At 38.9% G+C, this 20,590-nt stretch carries 11 protein-coding genes; 6 read left to right on the top strand and 5 right to left on the bottom strand.

Translation table 11 applies throughout. From position 1 onward, the window contains the following. The first annotated feature begins 45 nt into the window (after positions 1–45). Complete coding sequence (locus LEP1GSC058_RS07805) at positions 46–741, top strand: hypothetical protein (RefSeq protein WP_016548980.1); 696 nt, start codon at positions 46–48, stop codon at positions 739–741. Between the two features lie 419 nt (positions 742–1,160). On the opposite strand, the gene LEP1GSC058_RS07800 is transcribed toward LEP1GSC058_RS07805, so the two are convergent. After that, complete coding sequence (locus LEP1GSC058_RS07800) at positions 1,161–1,676, bottom strand: SRPBCC domain-containing protein (RefSeq protein ID WP_016548998.1); 516 nt, start codon at positions 1,674–1,676, stop codon at positions 1,161–1,163. 5 nt (positions 1,677–1,681) lie between these two features. After that, positions 1,682–2,017, bottom strand: a complete 336-nt coding sequence (locus LEP1GSC058_RS07795) for an ArsR/SmtB family transcription factor (RefSeq protein WP_039948172.1) — start codon at positions 2,015–2,017, stop codon at positions 1,682–1,684. Positions 2,018–2,996: 979 nt separating this feature from the next. On the opposite strand from LEP1GSC058_RS07795, the gene LEP1GSC058_RS07790 reads away from it, so the two are divergent. From LEP1GSC058_RS07790 to LEP1GSC058_RS07775, 4 genes are read left to right on the top strand one after another with little or no spacing between them, the layout of a single operon-like run. Next, a complete protein-coding gene (locus tag LEP1GSC058_RS07790; protein ID WP_016548941.1) occupies positions 2,997–4,454 on the top strand; it encodes a DUF3375 family protein in 1,458 nt (485 codons plus the stop codon). Further along, on the top strand, positions 4,447–5,010 hold the full coding sequence (locus LEP1GSC058_RS07785; protein ID WP_016548995.1) for a DUF4194 domain-containing protein: 564 nt from the start codon (positions 4,447–4,449) through the stop codon (positions 5,008–5,010). The genes LEP1GSC058_RS07790 and LEP1GSC058_RS07785 overlap by 8 nt, the downstream gene beginning before the upstream one ends. 5 nt (positions 5,011–5,015) lie before the next feature. Next, entirely contained in the window at positions 5,016–8,372 is a 3,357-nt protein-coding gene (locus tag LEP1GSC058_RS07780; RefSeq protein ID WP_016548933.1) for an ATP-binding protein, read from the top strand. 3 nt (positions 8,373–8,375) lie between these two features. After that, a complete protein-coding gene (locus LEP1GSC058_RS07775; protein WP_016549032.1) occupies positions 8,376–9,542 on the top strand; it encodes a Wadjet anti-phage system protein JetD domain-containing protein in 1,167 nt (388 codons plus the stop codon). 262 nt (positions 9,543–9,804) lie between these two features. Here LEP1GSC058_RS07775 and LEP1GSC058_RS07770 read toward each other — a convergent pair whose 3' ends face one another. Further along, on the bottom strand, positions 9,805–15,666 hold the full coding sequence (locus LEP1GSC058_RS07770) for a protein kinase domain-containing protein (RefSeq protein WP_016548974.1): 5,862 nt from the start codon (positions 15,664–15,666) through the stop codon (positions 9,805–9,807). A gap of 1,123 nt (positions 15,667–16,789) precedes the next feature. Here LEP1GSC058_RS07770 and LEP1GSC058_RS07760 point away from each other — a divergent pair. Further along, positions 16,790–17,197, top strand: a complete 408-nt coding sequence (locus LEP1GSC058_RS07760) for a hypothetical protein (RefSeq protein WP_016549018.1) — start codon at positions 16,790–16,792, stop codon at positions 17,195–17,197. Between the two features lie 304 nt (positions 17,198–17,501). On the opposite strand, the gene LEP1GSC058_RS07755 is transcribed toward LEP1GSC058_RS07760, so the two are convergent. Further along, a complete protein-coding gene (locus LEP1GSC058_RS07755; RefSeq protein ID WP_016549064.1) occupies positions 17,502–17,867 on the bottom strand; it encodes a PilZ domain-containing protein in 366 nt (121 codons plus the stop codon). Between the two features lie 663 nt (positions 17,868–18,530). Next, complete coding sequence (locus LEP1GSC058_RS07750; protein ID WP_016549085.1) at positions 18,531–19,661, bottom strand: MBL fold metallo-hydrolase; 1,131 nt, start codon at positions 19,659–19,661, stop codon at positions 18,531–18,533. Positions 19,662–20,590 lie beyond the last annotated feature (929 nt).

Raw genomic sequence — 20,590 nt, 5'->3', positions numbered from 1 at the left:
AAAAATGCGATATGGTTTTGAATACGATGAGAGAAAAGATTTAATATGTCGGAATTCGGAGAAAAGCTAAAACGAATAAAGTTTGAATTCTATGATCATGTAATCAGAGATATTTTAGTTTCTCTTGATAATTCTTTATTTATTCCCGCAATGATTCTTTCGTTTCGTTGTATTGAATATCTCGGATTCGACCCCGATCGAAATCAAGAATTCCATAATACTTCTTTTAAACGATTCTTATCTGAACATGCATCGTGCGTGAATATTTTGTATCGAAAACCAAAAATTCAGAATTTTCTTAGTTCGGCAAAATGCTATCTACTAAATCCGTATTTTAATTCGGAAGGAATTTCCGAACAACCGGCTATCCCAAGATACGAAACGTATCCATTCGCCTCCCACTTATGCGAATCCAAGGATTATGGGGAGCCGGAGGAAATTACAATTTCGGTATTCGAATTCATTGCGGACGTGATAGCGGGATTAGAAAAATATTTTCGAGAAATTAACGACAATTTTCAAATATTGGATTGGTATGAAAGATTATTCGTTCGAACCGGGATTTCCGAGGGGCTGAATAATTTCCGAAATGGAAAATATAAGAAGGACTTGTATCTGAAGCTTCATCCTTCGTTAAAGTGCATTGATGATCTGGAATTGGATTTTCTGAGCATTAAAAGACAAGTCCTAGATTCTCTTCTTAAAGGGCACGGATATGTCCAGTTCAACTTGAGAAAATAAAGTATCGAATCCTAATATTGAATTAGCTTTAAGAATTGTATGATTCCACTAACCGTCTATTCCAAATTATATTCGGATACGCCAAGTCCAAAAAAGAAATTTATAGCTGTAATTGTTTTCTTTAACTCTAACAAATGCTTCCGATACGAATGAACAAGCTTCATCTGTGTTAGAGAAACATTACAGCTACTTTAAGAACCGTCCTCGCCGTAAAATATCTTTAACTAAAGATGCTCCCTTATAGCGTCTTAAAAACCCTCTCATCGGTCTTTCCAGACGCATTAAAAAGGTCTCCATTAGGTTTGAGTGCTTCGGAGATACGAAGAAGGTTAGGGGCATCAAAAAATACTGCTACGCTTCTGAAGAGAAGACTACCGTACTCTTAAGTGATTTAATGTCTTCTAATAAAGGAAAGATAGTCACGCGATTTCTAATAGGAGTTTATCAAGCGGTTCATAGAATTCCCCCATGCCATCAGCCATATTCGTTTCCAGCGCCATCTTGCGCATTTCCGCTGAAGAATATTTGCAGACGTGTGTCATCAACGTCGCATCGCCTTCGGTTGTGAAGGTTCGCATCTCAATCATCGCGTTCGGATCCTCTGCTATATTTGAGTTAAATGTCGACATATCCACGGCATAATTCTCAGTATTGGTCACTTTTTCCGGGATGACTACTTCTCGATATTTCCCGTAAATCCCGAACCTATTTCCCTTTGCATCCGCATAAACGAATAGGTATTTGCCCCCAACTTTAAGATCCACCTCGCATGTATCAAGCATCATGCCATCAGGACCTATTAGCCATCGGCGCATCAACTCGGGCTTAGTATGGCAGTCGAATACCAATTCGCGACGCGCTGAGAAATAGCGCGTGAATACGATTTCGGTTTCACCTTTAAGTTCCATCTTCACTTGCTTTTGGTTCGTTTTCATTTTTGCTAATCTCCCTGAGTTTGTATTGTTTGTAATTCTACGAGCAGCGCATCAAGCGCTTGATACCGCTTTTCCCACATCTGGCGGTATTTCTCAATCCAATCGGTCGCTTTTTTAAGGGGCGCGGTCTCGAGTCGACGCGGTCGCTCTTGTGCACGGATAGTTGTCGAAACGAGGCCGGCCTGCTCAAGAACTTTGAGGTGTCGCGAGATTGCAGGTTGGCTCATTTTGAAAGGTTTGGCCAATTCCATGACTGTCATCTCGCCTTTCGCAAGGCGCATTAGGATCGCACGACGTGTGGAGTCGGCGAGTGCTGCAAAGGTAGCGTCAAGATTTTGCATATCTATATACTTATATAATCATATAGCTATATATAAGTATTTCAACGATTTTCTTTATCTTTATTCGCCCTTTAAATATAATATGAAGAAAATTGTACGCCACTAGGGTATACATTCAGCTAGGCCTTCTCTGTGATTATGCCGATGTTTGCAGCCGAAGGCCCTATTTAGAAAATCGAAATTCGATAATCGAGAATTGAATGATTTAATCCCTGGGAAGGTGGATGAGGAATTGTTGATTTTAAAGAAAAGCACAAACAATAACCTAGTTACATTTGGAGACACATTTTAAGCGATTTTCTCTTCAAATTCAGTAGGACCTATGCATCCTAAGAATGAGTGAACTCTTTGTCTATTATAGAAGACACTATATTCCATTCCTATCGGGAGCCGAAGAAAAGACTCCGCGATAGCGTTGCCCCAACAATTCCCTTTTCTGCCATTGCCCCTCCTGATTTTATTTAAAGACAGAAGCTCGCGAATTCACGAGAGCAATAATTGGAACCTCGCTCCGAATGGAAAATTAAACCCTTTGCAGGATTTCTGGATTCGATCTTCTTGGAGTCCCAGTTCTGGCATTCCAAAACTAAGCGAGATTTATTACATTAGTTCTTATTGACATGATTTGAAACCAATCCAAAATAAGGCCAAGCGGATGTATAGATTCTCGTTGATTGAAAGAAAAGGATTTTTTAAGTTCCACTTTGAAGAATGGGTTTTATATATTATGAAAAAATAAATTATGTTCCATTTATTTTCTGAAATAAGAATATAATCATAATTTGAAGATGAAATGAAATATTCTTGATAATACCGGGATTGATTCAATTCTGAAATGGATATTTTGTGATAACAGAAAAAACATTAATCTTGGATGTTTTTGCGATATCGAGCGAATGGGGTATGGTGAGTAAAGACACCGAAAGTAAGTCTTGATAGTGGGGGCGCTCTTCGCCTATGGGAATAGGAGCTCTTATATATGGATTATCGGATTTTAAATAGATTATTTGGCTCTCCTGCAATTCGTCTGTTGAAAAAGGATAACGCTCCTTTTATCTTATATTTTTTGGAAAAATATTTTAGGGACTCTGGGAGAAATTTTGTTCCCTTTGAGGAACTTAAGATATTGCTGCGTCATGAATTAGAGAATATCCGAGAGGTCCATGATCTTAGTTTATATAGAGAAGCAGAGGTATATATTAGCGAATGGGTGGGAGAAAATTTTCTATATAGAAGGATTCGTTCTTCCGAAGGAAATGAAGAAATTATATTGGAGCCGACGAGCGAATTGGAAAAGGTTTTCTCCTGGATAGAAGACTTGCGTTCTTTAAACGAACGGGAGGCGATAGGAACGGAATCCCGTTTCTTTTCCGTGTTAAATAAATTAAAGGAAATCGTAGAGGAGAGCGTTTCGGATCCGAAGGAGAAAATCAAACAGCTAGAACTAAAAAGGGATGTTTTAGATGAACAGATCGGAAAGCTCAAATTAGGGGATGAGGTTTCCATTTTCCCAAGCGAGCGAATCCGAAGCCAATATGTATATGCGCGAAAGGAAGCTTTAGCACTTCTTTCGGATTTTAGGCAAGTAGAAGGGAATTTTAACGAAATAACCAAGTTGATCCATAAGAAATATTTGGATGTGGCGCAAAAGGGAGAAATTTTGCAATTCGCATTGGATGGAGATCAGGAATTGCTTCAATCGGAACAAGGAAGAAGTTTTCAAGCTTTTTGGGATTTTCTGAGGTCCGAAAAAAGTCAGGAAAAATTTGAAAGTATATTAGATTCTCTTTATTTATTAAAAGATGTAATCGCTTTGGATGATCGAAAATTTTTCAGAAATTTTAGACGTAATTTGAGAGAGGCGGGAAGCAGAGTAAACGGGGTTGTTTCCAGAATGTCGGAGCAACTCAAGAAGAGTCTTGTAGAAAGGACTCTTCGAGAAAATAGAAGGTCTAAGGAACTTATCTCTGAAATTAAGAATATCGTAATCGAAAGAAGATTCGATTACGATAATGAAAATTTCCATTCAATGGAGGAGATTGAGATTCGTCTTCCGATGGAACGTCCTCTTTGGACGGGAGACCCGGTAGATGCTTTTAAATCGATTCAGATCTCAAATGACGAAGAGGAATCGCTGTCGATTGATTTTTTGGAGTCAATACGCGGGGTCGATTTGGAAATTTACGAAAATAGAATATTAAGTCTACTTCGGAGCTATCCGGAGATAACTTTGGAAAAGGTTCTCGACACATTTCCAGATGATATCGGATTCGAGAGCCTGGTCGCCTATGTTTGGATCGCCGCCCGAGGAGAAAATCATTTCCTGGACGATGTGGAAACCTTTTTATGTTTTCCCTCTTTGAAATCTTCTGGAGACCAAAAACTTAGCGCTTATCGGGTTCCAAAAGGAATTTATAGGGTAGGCACTGATGGATAAAATAGCTCTTTTTGCTACAGCAGTATTAAAACTCTTAAAAGGACCAATTGGAATCGAATCGGATTTTAAAGCTTGGGATAATCTTCTTACGTATGAGAGACAAGTAAGAGAATACTTTGAAAAAATCGGATTATTTCTGCATTTAGATAGAGAGGACGGCTATGCGTTTTTACGACAAACTTCCGAAGATGAGAGCATTGAGTCCGAAGAGAAACTTCCTGTTTTGACTAGAAGGTTGCCTTTAACAAAGGAAGAAACTTTATTTCTTGTTCTACTACGCGAATGTATCATCGAACTGGAAGAAGCGGACCCATCAGGATCTGTTGTTCTTAGAAAAGGGGAAATATTTGATCGCGTTCGTCCTTTTTTTCCTGATTCTTCAGATGAAATCGACACCCAGAAAAAGTTCGAAAGGCTTTTTAAAAAGGCCGAAGACATGGGTTTTATAAAGCAGATCGATTCAGATACTGCACGAATAGAGAAAATTTTAAAAGCTAAAATCACAGTTTCGGATTTGGAAAGACTGCGAACAAAATTTAAGCAAGGATCAGAGTAGTATCAATGCTAGATCTATTTTCACCCGGTGAAATCTCCACAAATAGCGGATACAGATTAAAATCTTTGGAAATTTTGAATTGGGGGACCTTTCATGGAAAGATATGGAAGTTGAATTCTGAAGGCGAGACTTTTCTGCTAACGGGTGCAAATGGATCTGGAAAATCGACTTTGGTGGATGCAATCCTTACTTTACTGGTTCCTTCGGCGAAAAGAAATTATAATTTAGCTTCAGGACTAGAAAGTAAAAAGAGGGATAGATCGGAGAAAACATACGTTGAAGGACATTACCGTCGGTTCGCATCCGGTAGTGAGGGAATTCTAAAGATCAGAGGAAAACAAGAGGAATGCTACTCTGTTCTATCCGCAATATTCGAAGCAAAAGGAAAAAATCCTCAAATTCGGATTGCCCAGATTTTCTGGTTCGAATCGGGAGAGCTAAGAAAAATCTTTCTGGTTTCGAATGAAATTCTTGAGTTTGAAAAGGATTTGCTTTTAAGTAACAGAACCGTTAAAGAGCTTCGATCTGACTTAAAAAATAGCGGCGCAAGAATTTACGATAATTTTAAAGCATATGCAGTAGATTTTAGAAAAGCGGTGGGTCTAGCTTCTGAAAAAGCCACAGATTTATTCAATCAAATTGTGGCGATAAAGTCCTTAGGAGTTTTAAACGAATTTGTAAGGGAGCACATGCTCGAATCCAGAGACAAAAGAGATAGAATCGAAGAATTGGATAGGAACTTTTCAGATTTAAGCGAAACCTACCAAGCTATCCTAAATGCCAGAGAGCAATTAAAACTATTGGAACCGATAGAGCGGAAGGGGGCGGAATATAGGGAATGGGATGAAAAAGTTAGGAATGTGCAGGATTTAATCCGGTTTGTTCCTATATACTTCTCAAAGAAAAGTTACGAGCTTCATAAAATTAAAGAACAAGAGTATATCCTCGATCTTTCCCGGATTCAAGACCGATTAAAGGTCCTTAGCGACCAAGTTGAGTCGTTCAAGAGAGATGAGAGGGAATTGTTTAATGCATTGGAAAATAATGATACTCAAAAGAGAATTTCAGACCTAAAGAGAAAATACGATGTGATCTTTTTGGAGCAAAAAAGGAGAAGGTCGGAAAAGGAAAAATATTCTGAATATCTTCGAAAGATCGGTTTGAAAAATGTTTTAACTGAAGAAGTCTTTTACTCGAATTACCAAAAAGCAGGGGAAAAGCTGTCTGAGACCGAATCCACTCGGGAAGAGATTCGAGATCGACTCGGCGATTTGATGGTTCAAAAAAAAGAGCTGGAATCCGAATTTCACTCTATACGTTCCGAGTTGGAACATTTGAAGAAAAATAGGGAAAATCTCCCCAAAACTCAGTCCGAGATACGCGCCAAGATGTCCGAAGAATTGGGACTTTCCGAAAAAATGTTTCCTTTTGTATGTGAGCTAATTCGGGTCAAGGATTCCGAAAAAGAATGGACGGGAGCTTTGGAAAGGCTTTTGAGAAGTTTCGGCTTACGGATGTTAGTTACTGAAGAGGAATATGAAAAAGTTTCGGGGTATGTGAATTCCTCCTATTTGGGTGGAAAACTTGTTTTTTCTCGGATGTTATCATCTGCCGGACCATTATTGCAACCTAAAGATAGGGATGAAGTATTTTACAAATTAGAAATAAAGCCCGACTTGCAGAGATCCCAGAAAGAATGGTTAGAGGCTCAGATCTTAAGGGAATTCGGGCATATTTGCTCTGACCTACAAAGATTGAGAAAGGAAGAGAAGGCAGTCACGAAAGAAGGACTCATCAAATCTGGAAAAATTCGTCACGAGAAAGATGATCGCAAGAGTCTTAACGACGCAAGGGACTATATCTTGGGATGGAATAACCAGGAAAAAATTTCCGCTTTGGAAGGCGAGTTCGTCAAATTAGGTCAAGAAGTATATAAAATAGAATTGGAAATAAAGAAAGTCAAAGAAGAGGAAATACAAAACGACCGTTTGCGGGACGATTTGAAATCATTTCTGCGTTTCGAACAATTTTCTCAAATCGATGACCAAAGTCTCGAAGAACCGATACTAGAAACTCAAAAGCAAATCCAAGACTTGGAAATTCTCTCCGTTGAATACGGGAAATTAAAAGAACAATACGAACTTGCAAAAGTTCGCCTATCCGAAGCCGAAGGTCGAGAAAAGGAGACTACCAAGGAATTTACAATCGTTGAGGAGAGGCTTTCTAATTTACGAAAAGAGATGGATGAACTAACTTTTAGGATCAAAGAAATCGATCCCGAAATGTCTGCGCAAATAGGCCCAGTTATAGCGGAACGACTGTCTGGCATGGTTATTACACTTGAATCAATCTCCGAAAATGAAAGAAAATTTTTCGAAATGCTGACAAATGAACGAGACGATCATCTTAGAAAAAGGGATTCGATTGGCGAAGAGTTGAACAAGGCGATGGATCGTTACGTGAAACGTTTCCAAGAAGAAGCGGATCGAGAAGAATTGTCGGTTTCCGTTTTAAATGCGGGGGCATTTGCAAAATTAACTGAAAGAATTCGTAAGGATAGGCTTCCGGAGTTTCAAGATAAGTTCCGAGAGATGATGTCTGATAAGGTTGCCAAACAAATTCTGGAATTTAAGGCTGAATTAGAAGACGACGTAGCCGAAATAAAGGAACGGATCGACGAACTTAATAGTTCTTTACGGTATTTGGACTATTCTAAAGGAAAATCTTATATTCAAATTCGATATTTCGAAACGAAAGATCGAGAAATAGTGGGCGATATAGGTTTTAAAGAAATGCTTCGTGCAAGTATTCCTGATGTGGGTGATTCTTCCAATAATGAAGAGAAATTTGCCAGAATTCGGGAACTTTTAGGAAAGCTAAAAGGTGAAAATGGGACCGATCGTTGGTCTAGACTCGTAACCGATCCAAGAAATTGGTTAGATTTTCAAGCGGCGGAATTTCATCGAGAGACTGAAGAGATACTGCAAGTGTATGATTCATCAGCCGGAAAATCCGGAGGACAAACGGTAAAGCTTGCCTACACCATACTTGCTTCCGCGATTGCCTATCAGTTTAAAATTCGAGAGCAAGATTCTTTTCGTTTTGTAGTCATCGACGAAATGTTTAATAATTTGGACCATGAAAATTCCAGATATGCAATGGATCTATTTAGACAATTGGGTTTGCAATTATTGGTCGTCACCCCGATGGACAAGATTTCGGTCGTGGAACCTTATATACAAAATGTATATTTTGTTAAGAATAATTTGGAAGGAAGCGATTCGAGAGTCTACAGAATAAAAAAGGAGAAATTGGATCCGGATGAAAATACGAATGGGGATCGAAAATCAGGAAAATTTTGACAAATGATTTCTTTCGAAGAGATCCGTAAAAAGTCACTATCTTATTATAATAAGATTTTATTCCATTCCATTTTACGAATAGATTCTTTTCCTTGGGAAATTCCTACAGGAAAAGTCGAACCTGCAGAGTTGATTCGGAATCCTTCTCTGCTTGAAGAAATAAAGGAAGGATCCAAAGAGCGGAAAGAATTCGGGTTCAGACTTGTGTCTGTTCAAAGAGAAACTAGAAAATTCGGAATGCAAACACTTCCTGTGAAAATCGTATTCGATTCGGAGGACGACTTTTTAGCTTTCCTGAATAAGCGCGATGAATTCAAAGACTTTCGATCGGAATGTGAGCGCATCCTGGCGAAAATACCGCAGCTTAAGGATTGGTTGTCGAAAAATCCACTGACGGTTGTAGAACAAACCGGAAAATGGGAAGATCTCCTTTCTGTCTGCGAATACTTTTTAAAGAACCCTAAACCGAATTTGTATATTAGGGAATTACCTATTCGAGTTTCTACAAAATTTATCGAAGAGAACAAAGCCGTGTTACGAAGTCTCCTAGATTTTTTAATACCGGAACACATTGATCGAGAGGGACGGGATTTTGAATCCAGATATGGATTGAAAAAGGCAGAAGCATCTGTTCGTCTGCGGATATTAGACGCTGAGATCTCGGAAAAGTATTGTGGAGGCTTGACGGATATAAGTATCCCCGTATCCGATTTTTTGAACTTGCGCTTAGGCGAGTGTAAGCGGGTATTTATTCTAGAAAATAAGACCAATTTCGCAAATATTTACAATTTTCTTAGTTTTCCGAAGCTTTCTAACGCGATCGCTATTTTCGGACAAGGATTCGGTTTAGGAGTCCTAAAAGATTGCGTATGGCTTAAAGGAATGGAGATCTTATATTGGGGAGATTTGGATGTTCAGGGATTCGAGATACTTTCCGTATTGCGATCGCAATATCCGCAGACAAAGTCGTTTTTGATGGATAAGGAAGTGTTTCTTAAGTTTCGGAATTTCGCCGTCGATGGGGCGCATTCTAAATTTTTAAAATTACAGAATCTTACCGAAGCGGAGAGTGAAACTTGGAACTTTCTACGAACATTGGATTCTAAAAATCGTTTAGAGCAAGAACGAATTCCCCACGATTACGTAAAGAAAAGACTGTCGACTTTTTGAAAACATATTAAATATACTTAATTTTATTTCCCTTTTTAGGCAGATTCTTATCGCCAGCGGTGTAGTAATTCTTGTGACTCAGAGGCACAGGTGAATCTATGTTTATGGATCGGATAGTGTCCTAAAAGTTTCGCACAATTAGAATTTGAAGTAAGGCTCTTGGGACGGTCAAACCGTGAGTATTGAATTTGTATCCGGATTCGAAGTCGGTTATTTTCCTTTTCTAGGTTTTTATTTTAAGTAAGAATACGTTAAAACGTTTTTAGTCATTCCGTGTTTTATTCTGACTCGCTTTTTCTTTAAGAATCTCAGCTTGTGCGTGATTCCCGATCGTTTTGTAAAGGTCGGATAGGAAAGATAAGACTGATGCATCCTGAGGATTTCTCAACCTCAAACGCTCTCCCATGTCTATCGCATGTTCGACATTGCCGATCTTTTTAAAACATTGCGCTCCGGCAAAGATGGCTTTTGTGTTTCCCGGGCAAAGAGAGGACAGCATTACGGCGTAGTCGGCGGCCTCTTTATATCGTTTTAATCTTACGTTCGATTTCATTAAACATTTGATGATCGGAACCGAAGTTTTATTATCGGTGAGGACTTTTTCTAGCTCGGAAATCAGTGACGAATATTTAATTGATTCTACAGGTTCTGAATTTATCGATTTCATCATATTTTCGACTTGCGGCGAAAGGGGAATATTTACTTCCTCTTTCGATTGTTTATAAGTTAAGTGTAATATTGAAAGATCGTCAGTTAGATCTCCTTTTCTTAAAAGAGCTTCTTTGATTGCCGTAAGTTCGCCTTTTCCCTCGGATACGCACTCTAAGAAGAGGGTTTCATTTTCATTGATTCTTCTGTTCTGGATTCCTTCAGGGTGGAGCATTATATCATCCTTGCCGTCGGATCCAATGAAAATAGAATCTCCCGGAGCTAGGTGATAAGTTTGGATCGCAAATATTTCATCGTTACAGAAAGTTCCCAATTTATATAAAGGCGGTTGATCTTGTATAAAACTGGCATGTTGATCTTTATATAGAACTATTCCAGGATGTTCCGCATTAAAACAGTATAGGAAGCCGTTTTCATTGTCGATCAGTCCGATTACGCAAGAAACATACATTGATCCGTCAAAGGATTTAAAGATTTTATCTAGCTCGGTAAATGCATTTTTTAACCAACGTTCTGGGGTCTGATCCTGCGCAGTGGCCGACAATTTGACCCGCTGAATCATGGCTTCAAAAACCGAGCCAAAAACTAGAGCTCCGCCGGCCCCTTGGATGGATTTACCCATGGCATCTGCATTCGAGAATGCGGTATATTTTTTACCTTTTAAGCTTATTGTATGCGCGCTGCAAAGATCGCCTCCGATTTCCGATGTCCATTGTTTAAATTGAAATTCCTTTTTCTGCTTGATAAAAAACTCCACGCTTATCCGGTCATCGGAGACTTCGTTGCTGTTTAACGGGGTCATTAGTAAAGAGGTTAGGTAATAATCGCCGTCTTGTTGCTGCTTTAAAGAATGTAATTCTTTTAAAGTTCCTTCTAAATTCGAGTTTGTCTTATTCAAATCATCCACGACGTCTTTCAACTGAGTTGTTCTTTCCTGAACTTTGCTTTCCAAATTCGAATATAGGAGAGCATTCTCGATCGAGATAGCGGCTTGAGAAGACAGTATATTTAATACATCGATTCTTTCCGGCGTAAATGCGCCTGTTGTAAGATTGTTTTCTAGATAAAGCATTCCTAGGAATTTGCCGTGATTTCGAATCGGAAGAGAAATTATGGATTTGGGTTTATTATAAATTACGTAAGGAATACTTGCAAAATTTTCATCCCGTATCGCATCCGAGATTACTATAGTTTTGCCGGTCCGACGTACATATTCTAAAATTGCAGTCGGAGTCGTGTCGCTTTGAGTAAGTTGGGTAGATTCCTGATTCGTGACAGCCCCCTTTTCTTTTAAAGAGCCGCGCGCGAGGATTTCTAGATTTCCGTTACGATCTAAAATCAAGAATCCTGTTTCTGCTCCGGCGTTTTCGATCGCGATCGCCATTATCTTTTCTAATAATCTTTCTAAAACGATCTCGCCGGACAACGCTTGGGAGGCTTTTAAAATGCTATCAAAGTCCAATTGACGAGACGAATTTTCCTTCGCAGCCGTTCCGCTGGAATAGGTGGACGTCGTTTGGTAAGCAGTTGAGAGGGAATCGGTAGGTTTCGAAAATATATCGGGAAATAATTCTTCGATTTCCTTCACCTTCGCAAGTGCCCCCCATAGCGTATAGAAATAATGTGCCCTTTGTAGATATACTTTCCCGATCAGATCTTTTTTGCCGGAGAAGTAGAATTTAGCGGCTCTATCATATGATAACGCGAGTATATTTCCGTAATTATTTTTAGAAGCAGTATGTATAGCATTTTCATAAAGATCAGCTGCCGAAGATCTATTTCCTATAACCTTCATTCTTTCCGCTTCGAGCAAATATAATTTGTGAAGATGATTCATCGGAGCAAAGTCGGACCATTTCTTTATTTTTTTACGGATTGAGGAGACCATTCTAATAAACTTTCTTCGTTTAGATTTCGAAGCGGATTCACAGAGCGCCAAAAGTATCATCGAGCGGTAAAAATAGTATTCCGGAACCCAGGCAAGACCCGCTGCTGCATTGATATTTTTCTCACTTAAATCGGAGTTTTCTAATGCTTTTTCAAATGAGCCGCTTAAATAATGCAATACTGAAGACATGAAATAATAGAAAGAGAGACCGCTAAAGTTTCTAGTTTCAATCAGGTAGTCCAGGTTCTCTTTCTGAAATGTTTCCCCGAAAAATCCTTCGGGAAGAGGTTTGCGTTGGAAAAAGTGTTCGCTGAACTGTAAAATTATTCTAATATTACTAATTGCTATTTCCTGTTTAAATTTCTTGCTTAACTCTAGATATTGACTTGCCTTTTTTAGAATAAAAGATAAGGAATCGCCGCAAAGAAACGAGTTGTTACAATAAGTTATTGCGGAATAGCAGGCATATTCGAGGTCTCCCGTCTGGATGGCAATCCGGGATACTTCCTCGATACTTTCTTTAGTTTCTGATATATGTTCTTTCCAGTGGATAATAAAAGTATAATATATCATTTTTATTTTATTTTTGAAACTTACGTCATCAAATTTGTCAATAAGACGCAGAGCCATTTTTCCGAACTCGTAGCCTGTCTGTAGGTCACCGGCTGCGCTTATCAAAATCAATCCGTAAACGGAAAACGCGTACGCGGTAACTGCCGAGCTTCCATACTTTAAGGAAGTTATAATCATGTTGAATACGATGATGGGGAAAAGGTTAGGTAGGCCTATGTAAGCAGCCGGACAAGTTTCCATCAGTAAATTCATTGCGGCCAATTTCCGTAGGTCTTTCATATCCGGAAGGTTTTCTAAATCGCTTATGGATTTTGATCCTATCAAAAACTTTGTCTTGATTAAGCCAGTTATCACATCGATTTTATTTGCGTTAGTCGGAATATTAATGCCTAATGTGCGTAATATCTCGCTCGAAATTTCTATCGCTTCCCTATATTGTGATTGAGCCGTTTTGGCCCTCATTTTCGTTTCGAAAATATTGACCGTAGCAACTGTGGAACGTCCTTTTTGTACGGCGACGTTAGATAGTTCCTCCATCCTTTCGAAGTTGGTATTTAAATATTCGGTCTCGATAGCTTTGGAATATATTGAAAGAGTTTTTTCATACTGAGATTCCCAACCGGATTCCCCTAATATTTCCATCGCTACTTGAAAGTAATGCGAAGCAGATTTGTAAGCAACGGCGGCCTTGGCTTTTATGCCGGCTTGAAAATTCAAGTCGGCAATTTCGGATTTCTCGCGTTCGTCATCGACTAGATGAAATCCGGCGTTTAAGTGTCCGACAATATCGATTAAGTGCTCAGGAATTTTATCCTCACTATAGCTGCATAAAAGATGTCTTCCAATTTTGAGATGAAGTGCCGCTCTCTCCGATTCCGGTATCAGATCGTAAGCCGCCTGTTGAACTCTGTCATGTAAGAATTTAAAACGAATATCGGATTGGTTTACCGTAAACCGGGAGTCGGAATCTTGAGCGTTTAAAGAGTCCTTAGTCGTCAAATAACGGTAAGAATTTCCGAGAGGCAAAAGCAGTCCGTTTTCAGCCGCTACAAGAAGGTCTTCGATTATCTTTATACCGGGAAGTTGGCGAACTATCGAGATAGTTTTTAAATCGAAACTGTTTCCTATACTTGCACCTAATTGCAATATCCTGCCTGTCTCCGCCGGAAGGTCCTTTATCTTTTGGGACATTAACTCTACAACGTTATTAGTAATATCTCTTTCCCTTATTTTTTCCAAGTCCCATGTCCATGAACCCGTAGTGACGTCCAATATTAAGAGATGATTTTGATATAAAGTTTTTAGAAATTCGTTAACAAAGAAAGGATTTCGTTCAGTTTTAGATGCGACCAATTCGGCTAAAGGTCTTGCTTTTTCCATGTCACAATGAAGAGCGTCGGAAATTAAGAGATTCAGGCTGTCAAAATCCAAGGGTGAAAGCGCAATCGATTCTACGCTAGTTCCTGATTTTTGAATTTCCTCAATGACATGAAATAAGGGGTGTAGTTGGTCTACTTCATTATCGCGATAGGCACCGATAACGAATAAATATTTGCATTCCGAATTTGTTTCAAGGATTTCGAGTAATTTCAAAGAAGCCGAATCTGCCCATTGCAGGTCGTCGAGAAATATCGTAAGAGGATGATTCGCTCTCGCAAACACTTGGATAAAGTTCTGAATGGCAATATTAAATATATTTTGTGCTTCTTGAGGGCCTAACGTCGTTGACGGGGGCAATTTCCCTAAAATAAGCTCTAACTCAGGAACTACATCCGACAGGATTCTTCCGTTAGTTCCGAGAACCTGAATAAGTTCTTTTCTAAATGATTCGATAGTAGATTCCTGTGCGGATAAAACCTGCTGAATTAAACTTTGAAAAGCATTAAGAAATCCGCTATAGGGTATGTCTTTTTTAAATTGTTCGTATTTTCCTTCTATGACGTACCCTCTTCGGGCTAATACAGGTTTATGAATTTCGTTTACTAACGAAGATTTTCCGATGCCGGAATATCCGGAAATTAAAATCATTTCGCGTTCCCCAAAGGAAACTTTCTCAAAACTATTTAAAAGCCTTTCTAATTCCTCTTTCCGACCGTATAACTTTTGCGGAATTTGAAATCGTTCCGATATGTCAAATTTGCCGGGAACAAATTCCGAACCGTCGGAGACGCCGCTTCCATCTATTTCCGCGAGACATTTTTCTAAATCCGCCTTTATTCCGAAAACGCTTTGGTAGCGCTCCTCGGCATTTTTTGCCAATAGCTTTATTATAACTTTCGAGAGGTTTTCCGATATATTACGTTCTCTCTTTCTTTCGTGCGGAGGAATGGGAATTTTTGCGATATGATGATGGATGAGCTCCATCGAATTAGTGGTTTCGAAGAGAAGTTCCCCTGTGAACATTTCGTAAAAAGTCGCTCCGAGAGAATAAAAATCCGAACGGTAATCAATGGAACGATTCATCCGACCGGTTTGCTCGGGAGACATATATCCTAATGTTCCTTCCAAATGTTCCGGTGATTGAAGCGAAGCGTTTTCTTGCGTTAATCTGGAAGCGATTCCAAAGTCGATTATCTTTACGGATCCGGTTTGTAAATTTACGATTATATTGCTGGGTTTTATATCCTTATGAATTATATTAATTTTATGAATTTCACCTAAAGCTTCGACTATCTTGATCGAAATTTTTAGAGAGAGATCTAAATTTAAATCCTTAATAATTTTGTTAAGTGAAATTGCTCCGCAGTCTTCCATGACAATAGCGAAAGAGTTCTTGTATTTCTCGATACCATAGTAACGAATCACTCCGAACGAATGGATTCCTGCCCCTATCTCGTACTCCCGTTTAAATTTCGAAATGTCTTGTACGCTGGGATATTCGTTACTGTGAATTTTGATAATAACCGGATCGGACGTATCTGTCTTGTTTCCTCTATATACGGAAACATTACCGCCTTTGTGAATCTCTTCCTTTATCTCATAACCGGATATCATCGTTTTCCTGCTCCCTGATTTCATTGCTCGCGGAATCGATATCGCTCGCAAGTGCTCTTTGAAAAAAGTACTAATGCGATAAGCTTGCGCGAAACGTTATTACAGGTTTATTTTGATCTTTCTTTCGTTCATAGTGCCTTAATTCGGGAATCTCTTATCGCAAAATGAAAAATCGATTTCATAATTACCTCAGCAGGATTCTTATTCTCTAAGAGACGTATTTCTGAACCGAGATATTACATAAAAAGGGTGGCAGTATTCTATAAATAACTTATTGGATTGCGGTCTCGGATTCAAAAAGGTTAATATTTTGTTTGTGCGAATTAGTTCTAAATCATAGCGATTTGCGGATTGAATTTCGAATATTCCTTCAGTTAAAACCGATCAATAATCTCTTTTCGTGGATCATCTAATCGCTATACTTATAATTCTTCGTTATAGTTTATTATTTATTTTTGGTCATATTTCGCGATATAAGACGGCTTTGACTCGAATGCCCAAATCCATCGTTCGATTTCCTTTAATCTTACATATATAGCTTTTGCTAGCTATTCGCAACTAAACCTTGTTCGGATGGATCAAATTGCTTCTTCGAGAGTCTGTTATCATTGCCAATGTTTTTACTCATTTACTTAGCTAGCCGGTTTCTACGTAAGTATTTGTGAAATTGACGGTTTGGACCATTATAACTACGATATCGGATCTAAGCCTCACAAAACCGAAGTAGCAGTTTTAACTTTGGTAGGCTATCCAATACTCCCGCATAAGTATCCTTCGGTTAGTTATGAAAGAGAGGTAAATATATGTGGAGAAGGTTGCGGTGGGAGATTTTACTAAAATACGACTCCCCTTTGCGACGATCGAAAAATCGTTTATTAAGAGAACGTGATTTACCAAAAATATTTCGGCGTTCTTGTATAATATTGCATTTTTCCGTTCCGAATTATTTGTCATATAAATTATTTTGGGGATCAAGCCGGAATCGTTCAAGACAGACGAACGTTTTCATTCTATATTAGATAGGATTGAAAGGGGTCGACTCAAGCAAACTTTCGGTCGAGATATCGGTCGATCTGCGTTTGCCGTGCAGTTACATCTTCAAATTTGCGAATCAAAGTTATGTATGAATTTAAATAAAATGATAATCTATATTGTTGTACTAGGTTATGTCATCGTGAACGGTTCTATGCAGTTGGATTTTTTCGCAGGGAAGAATATTTGGGAAAAATATTATAAGGTAGAAGTTAGTTCACCGGCAGAGCAGAACATAATAGAAAGAATGACTGAAGTTGAAGCCGGAAGAAACGCCTACTACGCAAAGACTGTTTTTTTGCTGACGTTGATAATCCTGCTCGTATTTAATGTACCGTTTCGACTTGGGTTCGGTATCTCTTTCGTTTTCTATGCGTCGATAATGGCGGTTTTTTTCGGGATGAATCGGGCAACGATAGTTTATTCCTTTGCTTCGGTCTTAACATTGGCCTCGTATTTTATTTCTTCAAAACCGGAATGGATAAATCACGCCAAATGATTCTAGAGAATAGGCCGAGCGTTCTTTTACAAACAAATTCTATGGACTGTCGTGGGACTGTTATAGCAAAATGGACCGAGAGAATAACTCACGCTCATAGAAAAAAGCAATAACAAGTATCGAGCTAAACATTCTTGGATAAACGATAAATCTAATTTCAATTGTCTGCAATCCGGAAGATGTATCCGGCTTTTGGATCCATACTCGGCAAAGGGAAGTATCGGTGAAATTTAACGCCTCGGAGCGACGCCTTGGGGTTGACGAAAAAAAGCAATCCTTAAGATGCTTTCAAACTAGCAACGAACTACATTCGGATCAATGATTTTGAAGAATTTAAACCTAACACAACGAGTTCATCTAAATTAGGGATTACATTTAAAAATTCGATTCCAATAATTCTTTTTAAACCGGTATTTGATTCAACCGTATCCATTCTGACAATTCGCCCGGAAAAGTTTATATCTTCGATGGAATTTCCGGAAATGACTCCGATTATTTTCTCATGGATTTTCAGAGTCTTTGAAGATACATAGTCGATAATTGCAATACCATAGTTTGAAATATCATGAACGTTACCTTTAATTGCGCCTTTTCCCGTAACCGCTAAAACACTCATTTCTAATACATGGACGGTTTTGATTCGATCCCCCTTTCTTCTTTCATCTTCCATATATCAAAAACTCCCGCATTCCTGAATCATAAGACAAGTAAATTTAATAAAACCTTTCATTATAAATTATTTCCAAAAATTGAAGAATTTAACCCAAACCTGAAATCGAACGGCAGGTTTATTTGTGCCGAATAAACGTCTTCGCGTAGAAGGAACAAAAATGTGATCTTGGGCAATTCACTTCTATACTTATTCTAAAAATGGAGGGGTTCGGGCTTTTTATGAATTTGAACCGGTTCTTCACTTGAATTGTCGAGAATATCGGGACGAATATCGGAAGTACAGGTTTGTGTCAGCGGGTCACATCCCCCGATACTTCTCTGAAGGTGGTTTTATCGTGAAATTGGAAAAAACGGATGGAATCGACGGTATATTGCGAAAACGCAATATGCTTACGACGAGATAGATTTCAATCCTAATTTGAATTTATTGCTTTGCACTCACGTTTCGTCGAACAGTGAAATTCCCACAAATAAGAATTCGGAGAAATCTGAGTCAAAGAGCTGGTGCAATGATTTGAATATTCTATCCGAGATGATCCCGATAGAATATTCAAAAAACAAGATGTTTATCTAACCTTCCTTTTTAAACAGGATGATATGTCCGTCATCAAAATCAACTGGAAGAAGAAAACTTCTTCAGTTTAATTCATTTTTAGCTCGCCTACTTTAATTTCTCCCACCAAGGTTCAGAAATAAGAGGAGAGGCCATATCTACCCATTGACCTGGTTTTGGCACGATCAGATCGATTTTATTTTCTTTGGCTCCGTGGACGGTTCTGAGAATCGGTTCGTCCCAGGAATGAATCGCTAGATTGAAAGTTCCCCAATGCACCGGTAGCATTTTACGTCCGTTGAGATCGATATGAGCTTGTAGGGCCCGTTCCGGATTCATATGAATTGCTTCCCAAGTCCAATCGTATGCGCCGATTTTAATGGAGGTTAAATTGAACGGTCCCAACCGTTTTCCGATCTCGCTAAAATGGGAGGAAAATCCGGTATCTCCGCTATGAAAAAATTTATGTTTTGGGCCGATCACACTCCAAGAGGCCCAAAGAGTGGATTTGCGATTGAACAAACCTCTCCCCGAATAATGGACTGCGGGAGTGCAAATAATTTCAATATTCTTAATATTCTTTTTTTCCCACCAATCTAACTCTATGATTTGGCTACCCGGGACTCCCCAAGCCTCCAAATGCGCTCCAACTCCGAGAGGAACGAAGTATTTTGTACCACGACTTGCTAGGTATCGGGTCGTTTCCATATCGAGATGATCGTAGTGGTCGTGCGAAATGACCACTGCGTCGATCGGCGGCAGATCGGACAAGGCAACCGGAGGAGGAAAAAAGCGACTCGGTCCGACGCTCGTGAACGGAGAAACTTTTTCGGAAAAGACCGGATCGGTAAAGATTCGCAAGCCGTCGATCTCGACAAGAACGGAAGAATGTCCGAACCATATCGCTCTGAGTCCGGGTAGTAGAGGATTCGAAAAACTTTTAAGGTCCGGTTTTACGACCGGTATCGGATTCGAAGGAATCCTCTCTTCGGAGCCGAAGAGTTGTCTTTTGAGCATTTGCGTATATGTGCCGGGGACAATATTCGGAACGAACGGTTTGTTCTCGAAGAGGTCATCGCCTCCGTATTGCGGAGAAGTTCGGATTCTTTCCAATCGCTTTCCAGTAGGAGTTCCTCCAAACGAACTGAAGCAGGCCGTTTGTGATAAGATAAGTAAGAGAAGAAGTATTAAAACGCTCGCGGTAATTGTTGTAATTTTTTTCGTTTTATTCCAGATCATCAGGTTCTCCTAAAATGCCAAACTCTTACATTTGATGGGACGTTTCCACTTATAGAGACAAATCTGAAAAGATCTACAAGTAAGTTTTGTTTTCCCGATAGTAAAGCGATTGGCGATCTTCAGTATTCTATTAAATGGAGCGCGGTTCGGTTTTAAAAACAAACTATTCACATTATCTTTGGAAAAGATTATGCGCCGAGATTTGACAAAATGGCCTCCATCCGGAAAAACTTATAACCGAAAATCGATTCTGATTTGAACGGATGGAATCATCCAAAGTTATTTAATAATACCCGAAGAATCCTTTAAAAAACGGTATGAGCGTCCGTTTTTTCCCGATTATACGAACAAAGCGGTTTCAGGGTACATTATGTGGATGAAGGACTTAAAGATTCTTCCAATACAAGTCTATTATTGTACGGAGAGTCAGCAGGTCCCATTTGCATCGGAATACTTTTAACCGCAAATATTAAAAATCCTAAGTCGCCATTCCTTAAGGAAACTATTGTTATAAGGAAGTATAAAAGATATTCGACCTTGGGGTCCCTAATTGGAATTCCTGTAACGATGTATTTCGATATGATTAAAAATGGCATCGATTTTGTGAATCTATAAATTATCGGCAAGAATATGGGCTCCCGTATATTATAAAAGTTTGCTGAATATTTGCAGTCATAAAATAATATTCAGCATAATCGAGAATCGATTTTGAATGAGTCGCTTCAGCCGTAATCTTTTAAACGATTTTAAAATTTTCAAGACCTTGCGGCAGTCCGGAAAAAATCGCCTTTGATTCTAATAATGAGAAAATTTAGATACACTATCTAAAAGTGAAAAACATTATATCATTGTTTTTTTTAATGTTCTACCGGTTAACGTTATGGGTTCACATTATACGTTAATTTACTATGCTTTTGGTGAACCTAAAA

The organism is Leptospira fainei serovar Hurstbridge str. BUT 6, assembly GCF_000306235.2.
GTDB classification, from domain to species: Bacteria; Spirochaetota; Leptospiria; order Leptospirales; family Leptospiraceae; genus Leptospira_B; species Leptospira_B fainei.
The sequence above is the reverse complement of the archived record's forward strand: the minus strand, read 5'-3'. Positions and strand labels throughout refer to the sequence as shown.

Bases quoted from the DNA above. Each gene is read 5' to 3' on its own strand.
- LEP1GSC058_RS07805 (WP_016548980.1), top strand. From the start codon at position 46: ATGTCGGAATTCGGAGAAAAGCTAAAACGAATAAAGTTTGAATTCTAT.
- LEP1GSC058_RS07800 (WP_016548998.1), bottom strand. From the start codon at position 1,676: ATGAAAACGAACCAAAAGCAAGTGAAGATGGAACTTAAAGGTGAAACC.
- LEP1GSC058_RS07795 (WP_039948172.1), bottom strand. From the start codon at position 2,017: ATGCAAAATCTTGACGCTACCTTTGCAGCACTCGCCGACTCCACACGT.
- LEP1GSC058_RS07790 (WP_016548941.1), top strand. From the start codon at position 2,997: ATGGATTATCGGATTTTAAATAGATTATTTGGCTCTCCTGCAATTCGT.
- LEP1GSC058_RS07785 (WP_016548995.1), top strand. From the start codon at position 4,447: ATGGATAAAATAGCTCTTTTTGCTACAGCAGTATTAAAACTCTTAAAA.
- LEP1GSC058_RS07780 (WP_016548933.1), top strand. From the start codon at position 5,016: ATGCTAGATCTATTTTCACCCGGTGAAATCTCCACAAATAGCGGATAC.
- LEP1GSC058_RS07775 (WP_016549032.1), top strand. From the start codon at position 8,376: ATGATTTCTTTCGAAGAGATCCGTAAAAAGTCACTATCTTATTATAAT.
- LEP1GSC058_RS07770 (WP_016548974.1), bottom strand. From the start codon at position 15,666: ATGATATCCGGTTATGAGATAAAGGAAGAGATTCACAAAGGCGGTAAT.
- LEP1GSC058_RS07760 (WP_016549018.1), top strand. From the start codon at position 16,790: ATGAATTTAAATAAAATGATAATCTATATTGTTGTACTAGGTTATGTC.
- LEP1GSC058_RS07755 (WP_016549064.1), bottom strand. From the start codon at position 17,867: ATGGAAGATGAAAGAAGAAAGGGGGATCGAATCAAAACCGTCCATGTA.
- LEP1GSC058_RS07750 (WP_016549085.1), bottom strand. From the start codon at position 19,661: ATGATCTGGAATAAAACGAAAAAAATTACAACAATTACCGCGAGCGTT.